The sequence below is a fragment of the Citrobacter portucalensis genome, from assembly GCF_023374935.1.
In the GTDB taxonomy this organism is placed as follows: Bacteria; Pseudomonadota; Gammaproteobacteria; order Enterobacterales; family Enterobacteriaceae; genus Citrobacter; species Citrobacter portucalensis.
In genome coordinates, this window is the sequence record NZ_CP092466.1 from 4,454,659 (window position 1) to 4,475,032 (window position 20,374).

Genomic DNA, 20,374 nt, shown 5'->3' on the forward strand with positions numbered 1-20,374 from the left:
CTTACAGTACCATTCGCGACAGTAAACTAGTTAAAGGATGGCATCACTACCCTCATGAAAAGTCAGCCAAACTGTCTTCAGAAAAATGTCAGTTGGCAGTCTGCATACTGCCAACTAGCATGTAGACTGCCACGCTGTTTTTTTTGAGGGAACGAGGCTATGTGGATAGCGTATCATTACAGTGACAACGGCTACATCGATTAAATCATGGCAACAACCCAACAAGATATCGCTTTAGCGTTTTCATATGCGGTTCGATGTAGGATTTCACCATTGAGGCATACTGCCGGTTAGGTTTATAGCAGGCTTGCAACTCATCGATATCCTGCCCAATCTTTATTAGGCAGCTATCCCTCGCTTCACAGGCTGGCATAATCGCTGTAATATCTATCAGCTGGTAAATATTTTTTACTTGAACTTCAATCTGTTGTAACACTGCTGCCCGCTCATTCACCAGTCCAAATCTATTTAACCCCATGATTTCAATGCTACTTACACCCTTCTGATCCGGCTGTGCCCCCAATAATTTTGCCAATAGGATCGGCGCCTTCGTATTACTGATATGCCAACTAAGATGGTCATCAGGATCATGTTGGCAGGGGTTGATCAATAGAGGGACTTCAAGGGCGAGGTTATCTTGGCTATTCCACGCCCGGTAGGGGCCGGAAACAGGAAAGGCACATTCCTTACCAGCATTTTCCATCGTATCGGTAAAAACAATAGTTCCATCTGCCTCTAAAACAGCGATCTTCTGTCCGCGACGTCGATTGCAGTCTGTGCACGAGGGCAATAAATTATCCCAATCAAGAGCTAGCCACCAGTAGCCTGGGTGTGTCTGACTTTCATTTACTTTTCCTTTGGGGCGATAATGCTCAACATCCATTTTCTGGGTGCCAATGTATTTACTCTCACAATAGGCACATTTCCCATGAAAAAGGCGTTCTAAAGCTTCGACGATATCATCTTCTTTATAACGCTTAAATTTATAAGTTTTACTAGGAGCTGGTACAGCTGTGTAATAGCTTTGCGCGGCACTACGTTCATTATCAACAACATTACCCGCCATAGTTAGTGAGGTCGGTACCGGCTCGGCTGAACGATCAATTTTAATCATGATCAATAACCTTTTTGAACCAGGACGTTAAGGATAGCTCTGATGGCATCCTCTTTAATATCTTTGGCTTCAGGCTGCTTTCGCGTTACGGAAATCAAATATCGCGCTAATGCCTCATGGACTACACGCTGGCTCAGAGTCGTGCCAAGCACAGTCATTTCACTGAGTTCCTGTTCTACCTGACGAATATATTCCGCCTGATGGTCTCCCTCTTGTCCGGCAATATCTTCTAGCCTCCGTTCAAGATCCGGATCATTAGGTGTAAGAAGACCAAAATACTCAGATGTTAGAAGTTGTTCCGTTCTCAATCCCTGAAACCTAGGCAGATCGTCTTCCTCGGTGATTGAGTGCATTTCATCACGTTTTAACACATGCACTTCACCATCAAACATTCCTCGCAAACATAGAGGGTCGTGGGTCGTAAATATGAACTGGATTCCTGGCATTGCTCGCCGGAAAGCGCTCACCACCTGCATTTTCCACCGTGGATGCAGATGTGTTTCAATTTCATCAATTATGACAATTCCGGAAGCATATTCCAGGCTGTCCCAACGCTTAAGCATATGACGCATAATGTCGATAGCCACATAAAACAAAGCCTTGTAGCCATCACTCATATTTTCAAGCGGTGTGTTACGCTTGTGCGCACGGACCATGATATGTCTTTGGTCATTGCGGAAAATGATATCATCCTGTTTTAGAGCAAGGATCTCCTTCATTGCCCTAGCAACTGACAGAAACACGTCATCATCACATTCTTGTAACCATCCGGTTGGATTTGACAACAGAGCAACTGGATTGAATAACGTATTGCTTATAATACTATTTCTTAGGCCTCCTTGCTTAAGTGGTTTCACAAAGCGTCTTGCCCCATATGCCAGAAAAACAATGTTGCTAACACCTTCCCCGATGGCATTGAAATTTTCATCGATACGAAACATGCTACTCGTACCATCATTAAATGTAAGACTAATCTCAGCAGGTTGAATATGATCTACAGTCCACTCACCATTGTCCCGGGCAATAAAGTCGTCATAGAGCAGGTTCAGTTTTTTACGCTGAGCTGCGGTCATCATTGCTAGTGCAATAGATTGAAGAATTGAACTTTTGCCTGTCGCATTTTCTCCTAGTAGCATCATACAAGGGGCAAGAGATTTTGACTCACTGTGTTTCAGATTCAGGGTGAAGTGACCAAGGCCTTTAAAATGATGAATATCGATTTTTTTCAGATGACGAGAGGCCTGACTTTCATAATCTAAGATGCTGGCAAATTTGTCATATTCAACATCCCTGTAACTCAGCTGCTCAATTTCCTCAAATATCTCTCCTAAGGTATCCGCATTGTTATCAAATGCAAAGTACCCAAGTTTCACGCTGTCGTTGATAAAAGATTCGACTTTGTTTGTGGAACGGCATGGTCTCCCCCCAACATGCTCCTTCATAAACATAGCTATGATCAAATTTACTATACCCTGAGGGCAATCATCACTTAAATAAAATTTTTGGAATTCATCGACAGAACCGTCCCTTCCGGAGAAGAAGGAATGGACATGATTGATTTGTTTTTTTCGGGAAAAAATCAGGTCAGTTCGGTTGAGATCAAAAAGCATGAGGGTGTGCTGCCCCTTATCTGTTAAGGCCACCAGTGTCCCATCACGACTGAGCGACAGGTGCCGAATGGGGTCATCCAGACAGGGGTTAATCAACAATACAGTTTCTAGAATGTTTGCACCTCTCCACGTCGAAAGAACTGGAGCTCGTGCGGACCCAACAGGGAAGTAATTACGACGCACACGATTACACCCTGAGCACGACAAAAAAAGATTGTCCCACACATATGCCAACCAACCGTAAGAATCCAGACTTTCCTCTTCCTTTAGCCCTTTTGCGTTACTGAGAGGGCGAAAATGGACAATTTCTCCATCATGTGACGCAACATGGGTTTCACACCAAGCACAGCGGCTATGGAAGGTTTTCTGCAATGCAGACCAAACGCTTTCAGAATAAAAAATTTCTTTATTAATGGGAGGACGACTGTGACTACGCAATTTAGGTGACTGGAGAAAATATTTTCTCAACTCGCTTTCTTCTTGAACAATACGAGCCGGTTTTAAATCGTCTGGGATGTCGGCGTTGAGTCTTTTAATCTTTCTCATGAAAATCCTGGCAAGTTGGTCGGCGTGACGTCATAACGAATGGTTTGAATATTAAGCATAATCGTACGCCTGTTTCGTTCATATTGCAGCAGCTACCCTACAGATGAAGCCTAACGCAACATACCCAAAACCACGTAGCTAAACATTCACTATTGCGAGCGAAAGCAACGTCCCTGTGCCCAAGTTTCTAAGGCTCATTCTTACTACGAATAGTTCAGGCACCTCATAGAGATGATCTCTTCTTGCTGTCAAAACGAAAAAAAACTATGATTAAATCTGCTTAACGCAATCAGGGTATCTAAATGAGTAAAGATGACGTACAAAAGGACATTAGCGGACTGATCGTAAATGCTTTTCAGCGAGAATTCTGGCTTAACATCCAAGAAGAACTCCATACCGCATACGTGGCTGCAAATGCGCTTACAATGGGAAGCATCGCAAAACTAGGTGAGCCAGAACAATCACGCTTTCGCCCTCAAGCACGACATTATGTACTGAATGCGGCTTTTCGAAGAGCTGCAGAAAACTCGGGTATTGTTTGTTGTGACGTGGACACGACACCTAAAGGTGAGAGCTACATCATAGTAAATTCTGCAGGAGTGAAGATTAGTCGAATCGGACTGAACTATGATGAAAAGTGCATTCGAGGTGCAAAACATCGTTCTTTATTAGCAGAATTAAACGAGAGTTTTGAAGGATATACGCCAGATTTATTTAGCGAACGTGATCAATCTGAAGGTGGAGTTGGCACTCTAGGAATGCTGGTCTTAAATATCAACCCACCTCACGGTCATTCGCAAGATAACATGTTGGACCTAAGGATTGTCGTTCCCTTTACAAATATGAAGGGGTATCACTTTAACCGTTCAGTAAGCGAGCTACTTGAGCTTTACCATACTGAACAAGCTGTGGTCATACCAGATAAGGTTATTCCACAGCTGAAGAAACGCCTGAAAGAACAGGAAGGCTAACGTGGTGAAAATATGAGAGTGGGAATAACGGGATTTCAGCCGGAAAGGTTAACTCAGCTTCGTGAAGCACGAGGGTTATCTAAAATTAATTTGGGTCGTTTGGTTGACCGTTCCCCCTCTACGATTACGAAATGGGAGAATGGCAGTCACTCTCCTGATGCAGAAGTCATTGCGATCTTGGGACGGGTTCTGAACTGCCCTGTCACATGGTTTATCAAACCAACGGTGAAAAAAGAGAACAATCCAGTTTTCTTCAGAACTATGGCAAACACAGCGAAAGATCTGTGCAATGCTTCTGAGCGTTATATGGGATGGTTGCAGGAAGTTTCCACAACTTTACAGGAGTACCTTGATTATCCTGAAGTAGATGTTCCTCATTTAGAGGTTACTGATTACCGCGCAATTGATGATGAAATGATCGAAGTGATGGCTGCAAAATGCCGTCAGCAGTGGGGTTTGGGTATAGCTCCTATTACCGATTTGCTTTTGATTATCGAAAATGCCGGAGTTGTATGTTCTCGTTTTGAACAGGGAAGCGCAATGATGGATGGATATTCTCAATGGAATGAGTCAGAGAGTCGTCCTTACATTATTCTTGCCAGTGACAAAGATAATTATTACAGAAGTCGTTTTGACGCTGCACATGAGCTTGGGCACGTAGTGTTGCACAGATATGTCGAAAGACTTGACTCTGTCAATTTTAAACCAATTGAGGAACAAGCTCATAAATTTGCAGCATGTTTGATGTTACCAGAGGAAGCATTTTCGGTAGAATTACCTCCGTTTCCAACGCTTGAGAATTTTATTTCATTGAAAACTCGCTGGGGAATGTCTGCTCAATCCATGATTCATAGAGCTAAATCATTGGAACTCATTTCTCCGCTAGAATACCAGCGCCTATATAAAAGCGTTTCTGCTCGAGGCTGGAGAAAAGGTGAACCACTTGATGATCTTCGTAAACCAGAGTCAGTGAGATTGCTGCCTCGATGTGTCAATTTGTTGTTTGAAACAAACACATTCTCTAAATCAACCTTACTTGAAACTTTAAGCATGTCCCGTGTTGATGCTGAAGATATTCTTTCTCTTCCTCGCGGATATTTAGCAGATAAACCATTACTTGATATTAATTCAAAAATTAAACTCAAGAATAGTCTGACACCTGCAGTAAGAGAAGATGAAAAATCAAATGTTGTCAATTTGTTCACTCGCAAATCTTAAATAGCCGATGCTGCGCTGAAATTGCCGATGAAGGCTGACGCTACAATTCCTAGGGTAGTGTCAGCTTATATCTCCTAGAGCAACTCTTGTTATGTGGAGAAAAATTATACAGCATTAGAATGCTCGAATCATAGCCAAATGATTTCCTCTCGCTTCACGAATGACCAGTATCTCTCTTCGCCACAATCTTCCCTGTCGTATTGTCCATCCGATATTGCGAAATTGTACCGTCAAGAATGTACTTGATCACAGAGAGCACAGTCGCTAAAGGCACATGGAACCATTCACGGGGATGATAAGTTTGTCCATCTAAACCCCGCAATGTGATATTGAGCCGTTGCTTACCTAAAAAACCGTGAATAAGCGTTTCAAATTTGTGAGTATTGATATTGAAGCATTGCGTAGTCATGACTATACGAACGGGTGCTTCGAGGAATGTTTTATCTTTTTCAGCGTGTTTGATGCGCTCTTCGATAGTTCCTTCAGTAAAGCCAATTTTATACAACTCAGGTTTAAAACGTTGAAGAGCTGGCTTGTCGCTATGCGTGGCAAGGACATAGATATATCCTGTCGGAACCGGAGCTTCATCAGGACGAATTGCCTGTCCATTTAAAACAACTTTACGACCTTCTGTATCTCGTACCAGACCATGCGTAAGCGAGAGGAAAAGCATATTCATCTCAGTTCCGTTTTCAAACACCAAATGTAAACGTGCATTCCAAGGTCCATATTCCTCCAACCGCTCACCAACTTTATCTACATAGCCCATAACCCCATTGAGAATAAAAAAATCACCTTCATGAATTTTTAACTCGTGGCGGAAGCGAACAAATGAAAACGCCCCAGTTTTCAGACCATTTTGGACTGTCTCAAACAGTGGGGAAAATCGATAAAAATCAGGACACGGCTGTCGTTTGGCAATTTCGTCAGGCTGTGTTTTCTTTACAATCGGAACATGTTTTAACGTGAAAATATCGGGCTCAGCAAATGAGAGCAATCCATCATCATCATCAGCAAAGATATCGTCCAGAGAGGTGACCAACTCCGACCTATCAACCTCGACGGGAGGAACTGAGAATGATACAGATGATTCAAGGGTATTCTCGTTATTTTCACCTGCGAGTAAGCCATGAATATCAAATGGCTGCAACATCTCGCGATATTGCTTATTATCCTTGAGAACCCTCAAACGTTGTGCTAGCAACGTTTCCTTAAATTCCGCCGAATCGGGTAGAGGTGGACGCCCATGAACCACATAAAATGCATTAATCTCTTCTAATCTGCTTACAGGCAGATTACCCGTAGGGGAATATATTTTTAGTGGTTCGACTACGAGTAAACCAAGATCGTCTGGTTCGGAAAAAATGTCATCAATTGTCACTTTTTGACGAACTTGAAGAGGTGAAAGTCTGAGCATAAGTTACGGTTCCTGTCGCACAGTACGCTGTTGTTTCATTTTTCGGATGTAAGCTAACGCTTCTGCATAACGAACCTCTATTGCGTCACTGGCATTCAACGATGGCTCCCTTTTATGCTCACTGGCAAACGCTTTAATTCTTGGCCAGAGCATTACCGCCTCCTCCTCAGATACCTGTGCCTGATTAGCTCTGACTGCTTCCTGAATAGTTTTTAGCATCGTCGCGGTGACTGATTTTGATAGAATCTCGTAAGCACCGTGGAAAGGATTTACCGCATCAATTAAGTCAATATTCAAGTTTTCAATATTGATGAATTTATCACCCATTTTTATGAACTGATTATTGATGTTTAATGTGTCATTCGAATTTCCGGTACGCTGACCCGGGGCGCTATCGATAATAGCATCAGTCGGTAAGTCGGCTTCATCAATAAGACCACCACATTGACCTACAAAAAGACTCTGCAAAATACCACTGCGAACCTGTTCTAGTTCGTATTCAGTGAGGTCAGGGTGAAGGGTTTGTATTACCGATGGTAACACTACCTGAGTAATTACCTCAGGCGGTGTTGACTCGGTAATAGCCTCTTTAACCACCTGCTCATTCGCCATTAGCGCCGCCAGGATCTCGTTTTTACCGCCGTTAAGGATTGTTAGAACCTTGTCTGATACCGGTAACGCATGATCATCAACCAGAACCGTATTGGCAGGTAACGGCTCGCCAGTCCATTGAGATCGTGGTTTAAATTGAATATTTGGAGCCATGATCTGCTCCATCAACAACGAGGTAGTGATGGCTTTAAGCATGTTGTTTACTGATACTTTAACGTCATCATCTTGAGCATCAGGCTGAGCAATAAGGTTAGTAAACTGTGCGTGAGTTTTGCCTTCACAATCGCGTGTCGCACGCCCAATTATTTGCACAATCTCGGTCATCGAGCTGCGATAACCAATGGTCAGCACATGCTCACAGAAAGGCCAGTCAAACCCCTCTTTCGCCATACCTAACGCAATAATGATATCCATATCGTCGGCAGAGTGGATATTGCGAAGATACGCCTGTACTTTCGGTCTTTCTGCCGGGTTATCATCAACCAGATTCGCTACACGCAATAACTTGCCATCGCTTTTGCGTTTCACTCGATAGATACCGGTATCTGGCTCTTGCAGCTTCACCTCACCCAGCGCATCCAAGATGGCATCAACCTCAGCATGTTTATCTTTTGTTGATTCGCCGGAATTAACATTGGGAATATGGATGATGGTTTTTTTGCTAGCATCCAGCACTGAAGGTAGTGCCTTGATGTATGAACCCTGATAAAAATGGTAGCCAATGCCTAAAGATTTTAAATAATGGTATCCATTGAGCTGTTCGTAGTAGGTATATGTCACTTTCGTGAACTGAGCTTCATCTTCGGGTTGCAGAATGGGTACGGTATCCCCTCGGAAGTAAGAACCAGTCATTGCAACAATATGTGCATTAGAACCTTTCATCAGAGCATCAATCAGATTGCCCAAACGGTTGTTTTCATCCGCGGAGACATGATGGAACTCATCAATTGCAACTAGGCAATCATTAAACGATTCAACATTCAGCTTATCGAAAGCAAAACGCAGGGTGGCATGAGTACAGACCAGAATGTCGTCAGGACTCGCCATAAATCGTTTAAAGGCTTCAACCTTCCCAGCCTCTCCACCGCCAATGCACAGATTATTTTCAGGTTTTACTTTCCAGTTAGCAAAGAAACCATGCTTCGTAAGTTCAGTATCTTTAAACGAACCTCCGATAGACATTTCAGGGACCGCGACAATAGCTTTGCGTAAACCCTGATTAACAAGTTTATCCAGGGCAAGAAACATTAATGCTCTTGATTTACCAGACGCTGGCGGAGCTTTGATAAGTAGATAAGAGCTATTACGCTGCTCAAAGGCTCGAGCCTGCATTTCCCGCATACCAAACTCATTTAGACTCGCACTTTGCCCAGTTTGCCCGTAAGTCACCTGTAAAATATTTTCCACAATGCAATCCTCTGTATGCCCTGGCTGGCAGAGCGACCCCTTATGCTTTAGTCAGCGCTTCGTAACGCTCTAACAGGCAACTCAAACGCTCAGTGGAGTCCCTGAATGGTTTGTCACGGTAAAGACGATCAACGGCCTTATCTAACGCCTGATGGGCCTCAAAAAGATCAGTTGGCATCTTAAGTGGATCATATAACTCCGCCAGCGTGTTTTCTGGATAATTCTCACGCGTCAATAGCACAGTTTTTGCCAGCGCAATAATAGATTTGCGCTGCGCATCGTTCGTCTTAGGCCACGGGAAGGTGTTGTAAACTACTTTATTGCCATAGCTGTAATCACTCTTTAAGCGCATAGCAACCAATCGCATCCAGTCATTGTGTATTACTGAAGTCATGATGGCGAATTCATACAAGCTACCATTTGGAAGAATAAAGTTTCTGTCAGAACTGATGATGTCGGAGTTAAAAAAACCAAGGGGGATATACGTTCTGCGTTCAGATGAGACTCGTGGTATCAGAATGTAATCCCCAGATGTAGGCTGCCGAATTTCATCAAAGATATGTGGTGTATTAGCTTTTTTTTGTGTGCTTAACTTAGCGCTTTTTCTACGCATTTCAGCCACTTTTTGAACGCGACTGTATACATTAGGCATAGATTGAAGTTCTTCATCAGTAATCCCCACTAACCACAGGCACCAGCGATCTTGGCTATTGAGAAATTCGTCAGATCCTAATATTTTTTTTATCCAGCGAGAGGCTTGTGGTTCCTGCAGGAGTAATGCATCACGTTCAGCTCGATTCAACAGCAAGTTGCCGCCATCGGTAGGTTTATTACCAAATAATAACGGAGGGATACCGTCGACCATTGGTTTGATGGTTGGTACCACGGCAATGTTGCTGCCTTCCACCAAATAAGGGCTAATATTGCTCACTTGCTTACTGTGCCAGTGCCCGTCTACCTGTTGGAAGAGCTGACGGTTTTTGCTTCGTCCTGATAGCCCAACAATGACTACATGTACTGCCGCTTTATCGCGTGCATTGTTTGCCCATGTAAAGGTAGGGTAGGCAATATGAATACTCAGTCCCAGCTCGAAGATAGAAGGCCATAATGTTGCTACCTGCTCTCCCTGACATAACGAATTTGTAGCTACCAGTGCCAGCTCAGCACGGCTATTCTGGATATATTGCGCTCCCTTCCAGAACCAGCAGGCAACAAAATCCAAACCACCTAATGACTTAAAACCTCTAAATACCGCCTGCATATCAGCACGCTGTTCATCAGAGCGGCCTAACGTCCCTAAAAACGGCGGGTTACCAATCACATAAACTTCATCATCAGTCCCTTTTGGACACACTTCCTGCCAGTCTTTTTTCAGGCTATTACCGCTCCAAATTTTACCTGATGATCGCAACGGCAACGCTGGTGGTGCTGAACCAATATGTTCTTCCCACTGCTTATTTAGTTGATGCTCCGCAAGCCAGAGAGAAAGCCGAGCTATTTCACAGGCAAAATCATCGATCTCAATGCCGTAAAACTGGTCGAGATGGATACCGCTCATAAAAATGGATTGTGGGTCGCATTGCAAAAGAGCCTGAATCACGTCCATTTCTAAAAGACGTAGTTCTTTATAGGCGACAATCAAGAAGTTCCCTGAACCACACGCAGGATCAAAAACTTTCATTTTCCCCAGACGGAGAAGCAACCGTTTGAGACCATTCGTGTTTGTGCGTTGTTTTTCAAGCTCTGAACGCAATGGCTCAAGAAATAATGGTTGTATAACCTTCATGATATTGCTGTAAGAAGTGTAATGCTGTCCTAAACGGCTACGCTGCTCCACATCAATCACGGCCTGGAACATACTGCCGAAAATGTCAGGGTTAATCTCGCTCCAGTCCATAGCACTGCATTCAAGTAAGATACGTCTGCCCTTCAACCCCAACTCTGGAACAGGCTCATCACTGGCGAATAAGCCACCATTAACATAAGGGAATGCGGACAAATGAATGGGAAGCAATTGACGCAATTTACTATTCGGTTTGCTGTTCATCACAGTAAACAGGTCTGTCAAAAACTGATCTAAATCGCTGCCATCCTCGGCGGTGTAACTTTTCACAGCCGAAGTGAACTGCCCTTTTTCAAAGATTCCGGTGTCTTCGGCAAAAAAGCAAAACAACAAGCGAGTGAGGAAAACATTAAGCGCGTGGATATCTTCTGCTTTGCTTAAATCATTACGCTCCTTGATAAGATCAAACAGCTTTCCCATTTTTTCAGCGGCTTTCACATCAGCCGGATTTTCACTATTGAGAATAGCCTTCTCCAGCCCGACCAGCGGTAAGAAAAAACCATAGTTGCGGGGCAACTCTTCAAACTCAATATCAAGACGCTCCTTCGTCAGTGTGTCCCAGGCTAAAAAGCGAACAAAATTTGTTACTAGAACAAAGCGGATCTTATTTTTTGCTACAGCAGAATCGGCAATACGTTGCTCAAAAGCAGATTCGAGATCATCAGTATCCGCCACTGGCTGGTAGTAAAGTTTATTTTTTAATGCAACGTGTCCTGGCTCTTTCGCAACATTACGCGCCCCACCTTGCCGAATCTGACTCAGGGTAGATTTAGGGAACTCAAAAGCAGTTAAAAAGCCATAGATAAATTCGTCTTTCTCTGGGTTTTCAACCAGTTGTTCGAGATGTTCAAAAATTTTCGCCTGATTAACAGCCATTGTTATTCCTAAAAAATACAGTACCCGTAGAGGATGATGCACTCATTCTAACCGAAGAAAATTTTATCAAGTAGTTCCAATGCGTTACCTAGGTTGTATCAAAAAAATAAAAAACTTTATCTCTATGCCTGCCGCCATAAGGCGGCAGGCTTTGATCAGAGTACTTAATCCTCAGCGGAAATTTATCCTCAAGACAGCCGGTACTACCGCGTAGCCTCTAGTTTTCCAAAATCAAACGGACTAATCCCTTTCTCCCGATTCGCATCCAGATAATCCGCCCACCACTGCAGCATCAGTCTCCTCTCTCCCAGATGCTCCGCCTTATGGATATAAGCCGCACGCACAGAACTACGCTCCTGGTGACTCATCTGCCGTTCAACCGCATCCTTCGACCACAATCCTGATTCAATAAGTGAACTACACGCCATCGTTCTGAAACCATGCCCACAGACTTCCGTTTTCGTGTCATAGCCCATCACTCTCAGAGCCTTGTTTACCGTATTTTCACTCATGGGTTTACGGGGATCATGATCGCCAACGAAAATCAGCTCACGATTTCCGCTCATGCTTTTGATCTTTTCAAGAATAGCCAGAGCTTGTCGCGACAAGGGAACAAGATGCGGCGTCTTCATCTTTGAACCACGCTGAGAATGTTTAACTCCTTCCAGCAGTTCGCGCTCACCTGGAATCGTCCACATGGCCGTTTCAAAATCGACTTCTGACCAGCGGGCAAAACGCAGCTCGCTTGAACGGATGAAAACCAACAAAGTGAGTTCAACCGCCAGTCGGGTTAACGGTCTACCAGAATAGTGATCAATGCGATGAAGTAATTCCGGAATACGGTTAAGTTCCAGAGCAGCACGGTGCTGTCTTTTTGCCGTAGCAACTGCACCGGCAATTTCTTGTGCAGGGTTGTAGTCGATTAAACCGCTCTGCACAGCAAAACGCATAATCGCGGTAGTTCGCTGCTGTAAACGGGCGGCGACTTCAAAACGCCCGGATGACTCGACAGCTTTAATGGGTACAAGAAGATCCCGAGTCTTAAGTTCCGCAATGTTCCGCTTACCGATAGCAGCAAAGAGATTATCTTCGAGGCTTTTCAATACACGAGCGCTATGTGATGCAGACCACTTCTGATTGCTGGCGTGCCAGTCTCTGGCAACCACTTCAAACGTTATTGCCTCTTGCTCCTGCTCTACCTTAACGGCTTTCTTGTCCTCACTGGGATCGACGCCATTAGCTAACAGTTTACGGGCTTCATCCCGGCGTGCCCGGGCATCCGCCAACGACACTTCAGGGTACTTTCCCAGCGCCAGCATCTTCTCTTTGCCGCCAAAGCGATAACGAAGCCGCCAGTATTTAGAGCCGTTAGGGTGAACCAGCAACACCATGCCTTCACCGTCAGTAAGCTTATAGGCTTTTTCTTCAGGCTTAGTCGAACGAACCTTCACATCACTCAGAGCCATGATGAGTATCCTTTCAAGGGTTCTGTGTGGGTACAAACATTATCGAACCGGGATATACCCGCAGTTGTACCCGCATCAGTAAGTTGATGTAGATTGAATCAGGTTGACTTAGGTTGAGTGAAAAAGCGAGGGAAGCCTTGCGGATACTGGATTTCAGGCACAAAAAAAGACGTCCGTTGACGTCTATTGATGTTCCGATGGTGCCGAAGGCCGGACTCGAACCGGCACGTATTTCTACGGTTGATTTTGAATCAACTGCGTCTACCGATTTCGCCACTCCGGCACGGAAGGGATGCGGAAAACGTTGTGGATTATACCTGTCATGCGCCACCATGCAAGCGCCAGCGTGTGTCTGGCTCGCTAAGTGTTGAAAATTTCAGCATTACCTTTCTTACCTGTAACCATCATCACAGTTTGCCCCCTCCTTAATCCCCCCTTCTGCGAAGCGTCCCGTTTCCCCATGCTCTACACTTCCAGTTCAACACCATACTGAGGGAAACACGATGTCGATGATAAAAAGCTACGCCGCAAAAGCGGCGGGCAGCGAACTCGAACTCTATGAATATGATGCGGGCGAGCTTAAGCCGGAAGATGTCGAAGTCCAGGTCGATTACTGCGGTATCTGCCATTCTGATTTGTCGATGATCGACAACGAATGGGGATTCTCTCAGTATCCGCTGGTTGCCGGGCATGAGGTGATTGGCCGTGTGGCAGCGCTCGGCAGCGCGGCGCAGGATAAAGGTCTGAAGGTTGGTCAGCGCGTCGGCGTTGGCTGGACAGCGCGCAGCTGCGGGCACTGCGATGCCTGTATCAGCGGCAATCAGATTAACTGTCTGGAAGGGTCTGTTCCCACAATTCTTAATCGCGGCGGCTTTGCCGAGAAGCTGCGGGCCGACTGGCAGTGGGTGATCCCGCTGCCGGACAGTATCGATCTGGCGGCAGCTGGTCCCTTACTGTGCGGCGGCATCACGGTGTTCAAACCGCTGCTGATGCACCATATCACCGCCACCAGCCGCGTCGGGGTGATCGGTATCGGCGGCCTGGGGCATATCGCCATTAAGCTGTTACACGCGATGGGCTGCGAAGTGACCGCGTTCAGCTCCAATCCGGCGAAAGAGCAGGAAGTGTTGGTGATGGGAGCGGATAAGGTGGTCAATAGCCGCGATCCGGATGCGCTACAAGCGCTGGCGGGCCAGTTCGATCTCATCATTAATACGGTTAACGTCGATCTCGACTGGCAGCCCTATTTTGAAGCGCTGGCCTACGGCGGTAACTTCCATACCGTCGGCGCGGTGCTGAAGCCGCTGCCGGTTCCGGCGTTCACCTTAATAGCCGGCGATCGCAGCATCTCCGGTTCGGCAACAGGTACGCCGTTCGAGCTGCGCAAGCTGATGAAGTTTGCCGGGCGCAGCAAGGTGTCGCCCACCACCGAACTGTACCCGATGTCGCAAATTAACGAAGCTATCCAGCACGTGCGTGACGGTAAGGCCCGCTACCGCGTAGTACTTAAAGCAGACTTCTGATCGTCTTTGCCGGGTGGCGTAAGCTTCCCGGCTATTCTCCCCGCTATTCCAGACAGGTTAAATTCTCCTCACAATCTCCGCAATTTAGCGGTGAAGAGTGCGTCACGGTTGCCTATACTCCAGGCAGGATAAATGGAGGAAATCTCAATGAGCGCACCCTTGCTAATTGCCCGCACGCCGGACACCGAACTGTTTTTACTGCCAGGCATGGCCAACCGTCACGGGCTGATTACCGGCGCGACCGGGACCGGTAAAACCGTCACGCTACAGAAGCTGGCCGAATCGCTGTCCGAGATTGGCGTACCGGTATTTATGGCCGATGTGAAAGGTGACTTAACCGGCGTGGCCGAGGAAGGACAAGCCTCTGAAAAGCTGCTCGCCCGCCTGAAAAATATCGGCATTACCGACTGGCAACCGCATGCTAATCCGGTCACGGTGTGGGATATCTTCGGCGAAAAAGGTCATCCCGTGCGGGCCACGGTATCTGACCTCGGTCCGCTGCTGCTGGCCCGTCTGCTGAACCTCAACGACGTGCAGTCCGGCGTGCTGGATATTATCTTCCGTATTGCCGATGACCAGGGTCTGTTGCTGCTCGATTTCAAAGACCTGCGGGCCATCACCCAGTACATTGGCGATAACGCTAAATCCTTCCAGAATCAGTACGGCAATATCAGTAGCGCCTCGGTCGGAGCGATCCAGCGCGGGCTGCTATCGCTGGAGCAACAGGGCGCGGCACACTTCTTTGGCGAACCGATGCTGGACATCAAAGACTGGATGCGTACCGACGCCAGCGGCAAAGGGATGATTAATATCCTCAGCGCCGAGAAGCTCTACCAAATGCCCAAACTGTACGCCGCCAGCCTGCTGTGGATGCTCTCCGAGCTGTACGAACAGCTGCCGGAAGCGGGCGATCTGGAGAAGCCAAAACTGGTGTTCTTCTTCGATGAAGCGCACCTGCTGTTCAACGATGCTCCGCAGGTGCTGCTGGATAAAATCGAACAGGTGATCCGCCTGATCCGCTCGAAAGGGGTCGGAGTGTGGTTCGTCTCGCAAAACCCGTCGGATATTCCGGACAACGTGCTTGGTCAGTTGGGGAACCGCGTGCAGCACGCCCTGCGCGCGTTCACGCCGAAAGATCAGAAAGCGGTGAAAAGCGCGGCGCAAACCATGCGCGCCAACCCGGCATTTGATACCGAAAAAGCCATTCAGGAGCTGGGTACCGGTGAGGCGCTGGTGTCGTTTCTGGACGCCAAAGGCAGCCCGTCGGTGGTTGAACGGGCGATGGTGATTGCGCCATGCTCACGGATGGGACCGGTGACGGACGACGAGCGCAACGGGCTGATTAATCACTCTTCGTTGTACGGTAAATATGAAGAAGAGATCGACCGCGAGTCCGCCTATGAACGTTTACAGCAAGGCGTGCAGGCCAGTACCGAGCAGCAAAATACACCTCCCGCCAACGGTAAAGCTGTCGATGTGGATGGCGGTATTCTCGGTGGGTTGAAGGATATTCTGTTTGGCAGCACCGGACCGCGCGGCGGTAAGCGCGATGGCGTAGTGCAGAGCGTGGCGAAAAGCGCGGCGCGACAGGTTACCAATCAGATAATTCGCGGCATGTTGGGGAGTTTGATGGGCGGGAGAAAACGCTAGCCCCGTGTTACGTTGCCGGATGGCGGCGTAAACGCCTTATCCGGCCTATGGCTCCGGAGTAGGCCTGAAAAGCACAATGCCATCAGGCCTACGATTACTGTGATTACGACTTACGTAGCATCAGCCACAGGCTTATCAGGAAGAAGCTGGCGCTTGGCAGCAGCGCACCGATAATCGGCGGAATGCCGTACACCAGCGTCAGCGGGCCAAAGATTTGGTCCAGCACATAGAACACAAAGCCAAAGCTAATCCCTGTCACCACGCGCACGCCCATCGGGACGCTACGCAGCGGACCAAAGATAAACGACAGCGCCATCAGCATCATAACCGCTACAGACAGCGGCTGGAAGACTTTGCTCCACATATTGAGCTGATAGCGTCCGGCATCCTGGCCGCTCGACTTCAGGTACTTCACGTAGTTATGCAGACCGCTAATCGACAGCGCGTCAGGATCCAACGCCACAACGCCGAGCTTGTCGGGTGTCAGGTTGGTTTTCCAGGTGCCGCTCACCGTTTGCGAGCCGGTGATTTGCTTCGGATCGGTCAGGTTGGATTCATCTACCTGCGACAAACGCCAGACCTTCTGCTCCGGGTCAAACGTCGCGCTCGCAGCGTAGCGTACAGACTGCAGACGGCGCTTGTCGTTAAACGAGTAGATGCTAATCCCGCCTAACTCTGCGTCGCCTTTCACCCGCTCGATGTAGACAAAGCTGTCACCGTCTTTCGCCCACAACCCCTGCTGGGTAGAGAGCAACGAGCCGCCGTACATCTGCTGCGCACGGTAGTTACGCGCCATCTGTTCGCCTTGTGGCGCGACCCATTCGCCGATAGCCATCGTCAGCAGCACCAGCGGAATCGCGGTTTTCATCACCGACAACGCCACCTGCATACGGGTAAAGCCAGAAGCCTGCATCACCACCAGTTCACTGCGCTGGGCCAGCATGCCCAACCCCAGCAATGCCCCCAGCAGTGCCGCCATCGGGAAGAAGATCTGGATATCTTTCGGCGCACTGAGCAGGGTATACAGCCCGGCGCCCATCGCATCGTAGCTCCCCTGCCCGGCTTTTTTCAGCTGGTCAACGAACTTGATGATCCCGGAGAGCGACACCAGCATGAACAGCGTCATCATGATGGTGGTGAAAATGGTTTTACCGATATAGCGGTCAAGTACACCAAAAGGCTGCATTATACCGCTCCTTTACGCATAAAACGGGCACGCAAGCGGCGCATCGGCACCGTATCCCAGAGGTTAAGCACAATCGCGAGCGCCAGATACGCCAGGTTAACCGTCCACATCCAGAACACTGGATCCAGCTTACCTTTACCGCCGTTCGACTTCAGCGACGTCTGAACCAGGAAGAACAGCAAATAGAGCAGCATTGCTGGCAGCATCGACAGCACGCGCCCCTGACGCGGGTTCACCACGCTCAGCGGTACGACCATCAGCGCCATCATAAATACGGTGAATACTAACGTGATACGCCAGGTTAGCTCCGCGCGGGCACGATCGGTGTCGGTCGTCCACAGCGTACGCATGTTCATCTGATCGGTATCGTTTGGATCCAGCGCCACGGCCTGATGACCGATAATCGCCTGATAATCCTGGAAGTCGGTAATGCGGAAATCGCGCAGCAGCGCAGTACCTTCGAAGCGCGTCCCCTGGTTCAGCGTCACGACCTGAGAGCCATCACGCATCTGGGTAAGATGTCCGGAATCGGCTACGACGACCGAAGGACGAGCGTTGCCTTTCGGGCGGATTTGCGCGAGGAACACGTCTTTGAAATTGCTGCCGTCAACGCTTTCGATAAACAGCACCGAACTGCCGTTGGTCGCCTGCTGGAATTGCCCCTGAGCAAGCGCCGCCATACCGGGGTTCGCTTTTGCCTCCGCCAGGACTTCGTCCTGATGTCTGGAGGACCACGGCCCGGCCCACATCACGTTGACCGCCGCAATAATACTGGTAAACAGCGCCAGCACCATCGCCGCTTTCACGAGCACTGCCTTGCTCAGCCCGCAGGCGTGCATGACCGTAATTTCGCTTTCGGTATACAGTTTGCCCAGCGTCATCAACAGCCCGAGGAACAGGCTTAAGGGCAAGATAAGTTGCGCCATTTCTGGCACGCCCAGCCCCAGCAGCGAGAGCACCAGATTTGCCGGGATATCACCGTCAACAGCCGCACCAAGGATCCTGACCAACTTTTGACAAAAGAAGATCAAAAGCAGGATGAATAGGATCGCAAGTTGGCTTTTGAGCGTTTCCCGAACCAGATATCTTATGATTATCACTTTAAATACGCCCGTAAAAACCCGTCTTTTGCCGGAATTTAGCTTGTTTCATGGCTTAAACGTCATTTATTCTCTTGAGTCGTCGAAATCGTCGCTAAGATCATTATACTCAACGGATCCACCTCTCAGAAATTGTTCTGACGTGCCAATGCCGTAATAACGTTAAGATTAACACGAAGTCACCGCAACAGCGGGTATGAGTTACGAAAGCTTGCAATTCTATCCGTAGCCACCGCCGTTGTCTTTAAGATTCAGGAGCGTAGTGCATGGAGTTCAGTGTAAAAAGCGGTAGCCCGGAGAAACAGCGGAGTGCGTGCATCGTCGTGGGTGTCTTTGAACCACGCCGCCTCTCTCCGATTGCAGAGCAGCTCGACAAGATCAGCGACGGGTACATCAGCGCACTGCTGCGTCGCGGCGAACTGGAAGGCAAACCGGGTCAAACCCTGTTGCTGCACCATGTTCCTAACGTTCTGTCTGAGCGAATTCTCCTTATTGGGTGTGGCAAAGAGCGCGAACTTGATGAGCGCCAGTACAAGCAGGTCATTCAGAAAACCATCAATACCCTGAATGATACAGGCTCAATGGAAGCCGTCTGCTTTCTGACTGAGCTGCACGTCAAAGGGCGCAATAACTACTGGAAAGTACGTCAGGCCGTTGAGACGGCACAGGAAACGCTGTACAGCTTTGATCAACTGAAGACCAACAAAAGCGAGCCACGTCGCCCGCTGCGTAAAATGGTCTTCAATGTGCCCACCCGCCGCGAGCTGACCAGCGGTGAGCGTGCGATCCAACACGGTCTGGCGATCGCCGCCGGCATTAAAGCGGCAAAAGATCTTGGCAACATGCCGCCGAACATCTGTAACGCCGCCTACCTGGCCTCTCAGGCGCGCCAGTTGGCAGACAGCTACAGCAAAAATGTTGTGACCCGAGTGATCGGCGAGCAGCAAATGAAAGAGCTGGGCATGCACTCTTATCTGGCCGTCGGTCACGGTTCGCAGAACGAGTCGCTGATGTCGGTCATCGAGTACAAAGGCAATCCGTCCGAAGACGCGCGTCCGATTGTGCTGGTCGGTAAAGGGTTAACCTTTGACTCCGGCGGTATCTCCATCAAACCAGCCGAAGGCATGGATGAGATGAAATACGACATGTGCGGCGCGGCAGCGGTATACGGCGTGATGCGCATGGTGGCCGAGCTTCAGCTCCCCATCAACGTTGTCGGCGTGCTGGCGGGCTGTGAAAACATGCCGGGTGGCCGCGCGTATCGCCCAGGCGACGTGCTGACCACGATGTCTGGACAGACCGTTGAAGTGCTCAATACGGATGCCGAAGGCCGTCTGGTGCTGTGCGACGTGTTAACCTACGTCGAGCGCTTTGAGCCAGAAGCGGTGATTGACGTCGCGACCCTGACCGGCGCGTGCGTGATTGCGCTGGGCCATCACATCACCGGCCTGATGTCGAACCACAACCCGCTGGCGCATGAGCTGATCGGTGCGTCCGAGCAGGCTGGTGACCGCGCGTGGCGTTTGCCGCTGGGTGATGAATACCAGGAGCAGTTAGAGTCCAACTTTGCGGATATGGCGAACATCGGCGGACGCCCTGGCGGTGCCATTACCGCGGGCTGCTTCCTGTCACGTTTTACCCGTAAGTACAACTGGGCGCACCTGGATATCGCTGGTACAGCATGGCGTTCAGGGAAAGCCAAAGGCGCAACCGGTCGTCCGGTCGCGCTGCTGTCGCAGTTCCTGCTCAATCGTGCCGGTTTTAACGGCGAAGAGTGATGTAAAACGCCGGGTGGCGGCTTCGCCTTACCCGGCCTACAACGTCACTCAACCGTA

General features: G+C 48.5%; 14 protein-coding genes and 1 tRNA gene. 5 read left to right on the forward strand and 10 right to left on the reverse strand.

Features of this window, described 5'->3' with window-relative positions:
- Positions 1-205 precede the first annotated feature (205 nt).
- Together LY264_RS21575 and LY264_RS21580 are read right to left on the reverse strand one after the other, a co-directional pair.
- Complete coding sequence (locus LY264_RS21575) at positions 206-1,114, reverse strand: HNH endonuclease family protein (protein ID WP_071692271.1); 909 nt, start codon at positions 1,112-1,114, stop codon at positions 206-208.
- A gap of 2 nt (positions 1,115-1,116) precedes the next feature.
- Positions 1,117-3,270, reverse strand: coding sequence for an AAA family ATPase (locus LY264_RS21580; RefSeq protein WP_071692270.1), 2,154 nt, complete (start codon positions 3,268-3,270; stop codon positions 1,117-1,119).
- Between the two features lie 302 nt (positions 3,271-3,572).
- Between LY264_RS21580 and LY264_RS21585 the strand changes: the two genes are divergently transcribed.
- Both LY264_RS21585 and LY264_RS21590 read left to right on the forward strand, forming a co-directional pair.
- Positions 3,573-4,241, forward strand: a complete 669-nt coding sequence (locus LY264_RS21585; protein ID WP_048215043.1) for a hypothetical protein — start codon at positions 3,573-3,575, stop codon at positions 4,239-4,241.
- Between the two features lie 12 nt (positions 4,242-4,253).
- On the forward strand, positions 4,254-5,459 hold the full coding sequence (locus LY264_RS21590; protein WP_071692269.1) for a helix-turn-helix domain-containing protein: 1,206 nt from the start codon (positions 4,254-4,256) through the stop codon (positions 5,457-5,459).
- 154 nt (positions 5,460-5,613) lie between these two features.
- Here LY264_RS21590 and LY264_RS21595 read toward each other — a convergent pair whose 3' ends face one another.
- The 5 genes from LY264_RS21595 to LY264_RS21615 all read right to left on the reverse strand — a co-directional run bounded on the left by LY264_RS21595 (position 5,614) and on the right by LY264_RS21615 (position 13,363).
- Positions 5,614-6,876: a GIY-YIG nuclease family protein gene (locus tag LY264_RS21595; protein ID WP_071692268.1), complete on the reverse strand. Its 1,263-nt coding sequence runs from the start codon at positions 6,874-6,876 to the stop codon at positions 5,614-5,616.
- A gap of 3 nt (positions 6,877-6,879) precedes the next feature.
- Positions 6,880-8,895, reverse strand: coding sequence for a DEAD/DEAH box helicase (locus LY264_RS21600; protein WP_071692267.1), 2,016 nt, complete (start codon positions 8,893-8,895; stop codon positions 6,880-6,882).
- A 40-nt stretch (positions 8,896-8,935) separates the two neighbouring features.
- Positions 8,936-11,614, reverse strand: a complete 2,679-nt coding sequence (locus tag LY264_RS21605) for a DNA methyltransferase (protein WP_071692266.1) — start codon at positions 11,612-11,614, stop codon at positions 8,936-8,938.
- Between the two features lie 203 nt (positions 11,615-11,817).
- Entirely contained in the window at positions 11,818-13,080 is a 1,263-nt protein-coding gene (locus tag LY264_RS21610) for a tyrosine-type recombinase/integrase (RefSeq protein ID WP_071692265.1), read from the reverse strand.
- Between the two features lie 198 nt (positions 13,081-13,278).
- Positions 13,279-13,363 (reverse strand) — tRNA-Leu (locus tag LY264_RS21615).
- Between the two features lie 220 nt (positions 13,364-13,583).
- Here LY264_RS21615 and ahr point away from each other — a divergent pair.
- Together ahr and LY264_RS21625 are read left to right on the forward strand one after the other, a co-directional pair.
- Positions 13,584-14,603, forward strand: coding sequence for an NADPH-dependent aldehyde reductase Ahr (gene ahr, locus LY264_RS21620; RefSeq protein WP_048227178.1), 1,020 nt, complete (start codon positions 13,584-13,586; stop codon positions 14,601-14,603).
- Positions 14,604-14,750: 147 nt separating this feature from the next.
- Positions 14,751-16,253 carry a helicase HerA-like C-terminal domain-containing protein gene (locus tag LY264_RS21625; protein ID WP_048227236.1) on the forward strand — a complete coding sequence of 501 codons (1,503 nt, stop codon included), beginning with the start codon at positions 14,751-14,753 and terminating at the stop codon, positions 16,251-16,253.
- A gap of 103 nt (positions 16,254-16,356) precedes the next feature.
- Here LY264_RS21625 and lptG read toward each other — a convergent pair whose 3' ends face one another.
- The 3 genes from lptG to LY264_RS21640 form a co-directional block, all read right to left on the reverse strand.
- Positions 16,357-17,439, reverse strand: a complete 1,083-nt coding sequence (lptG, locus tag LY264_RS21630; protein ID WP_008786067.1) for an LPS export ABC transporter permease LptG — start codon at positions 17,437-17,439, stop codon at positions 16,357-16,359.
- Entirely contained in the window at positions 17,439-18,539 is a 1,101-nt protein-coding gene (gene lptF, locus LY264_RS21635) for an LPS export ABC transporter permease LptF (protein WP_032942200.1), read from the reverse strand. The genes lptG and lptF overlap by 1 nt, the downstream gene beginning before the upstream one ends.
- 62 nt (positions 18,540-18,601) lie before the next feature.
- Entirely contained in the window at positions 18,602-18,652 is a 51-nt protein-coding gene (locus LY264_RS21640) for a hypothetical protein (protein ID WP_212723231.1), read from the reverse strand.
- 153 nt (positions 18,653-18,805) lie between these two features.
- Between LY264_RS21640 and pepA the strand changes: the two genes are divergently transcribed.
- Entirely contained in the window at positions 18,806-20,317 is a 1,512-nt protein-coding gene (pepA, locus tag LY264_RS21645) for a leucyl aminopeptidase (protein ID WP_003025870.1), read from the forward strand.
- Positions 20,318-20,374: the final 57 nt, after the last annotated feature.

Bases quoted from the DNA above. Each gene is read 5' to 3' on its own strand.
- LY264_RS21575 (WP_071692271.1), bottom strand. From the start codon at position 1,114: ATGATTAAAATTGATCGTTCAGCCGAGCCGGTACCGACCTCACTAACT.
- LY264_RS21580 (WP_071692270.1), bottom strand. From the start codon at position 3,270: ATGAGAAAGATTAAAAGACTCAACGCCGACATCCCAGACGATTTAAAA.
- LY264_RS21585 (WP_048215043.1), top strand. From the start codon at position 3,573: ATGAGTAAAGATGACGTACAAAAGGACATTAGCGGACTGATCGTAAAT.
- LY264_RS21590 (WP_071692269.1), top strand. From the start codon at position 4,254: ATGAGAGTGGGAATAACGGGATTTCAGCCGGAAAGGTTAACTCAGCTT.
- LY264_RS21595 (WP_071692268.1), bottom strand. From the start codon at position 6,876: ATGCTCAGACTTTCACCTCTTCAAGTTCGTCAAAAAGTGACAATTGAT.
- LY264_RS21605 (WP_071692266.1), bottom strand. From the start codon at position 11,614: ATGGCTGTTAATCAGGCGAAAATTTTTGAACATCTCGAACAACTGGTT.
- LY264_RS21610 (WP_071692265.1), bottom strand. From the start codon at position 13,080: ATGGCTCTGAGTGATGTGAAGGTTCGTTCGACTAAGCCTGAAGAAAAA.
- ahr (WP_048227178.1), top strand. From the start codon at position 13,584: ATGTCGATGATAAAAAGCTACGCCGCAAAAGCGGCGGGCAGCGAACTC.
- LY264_RS21625 (WP_048227236.1), top strand. From the start codon at position 14,751: ATGAGCGCACCCTTGCTAATTGCCCGCACGCCGGACACCGAACTGTTT.
- lptG (WP_008786067.1), bottom strand. From the start codon at position 17,439: ATGCAGCCTTTTGGTGTACTTGACCGCTATATCGGTAAAACCATTTTC.
- pepA (WP_003025870.1), top strand. From the start codon at position 18,806: ATGGAGTTCAGTGTAAAAAGCGGTAGCCCGGAGAAACAGCGGAGTGCG.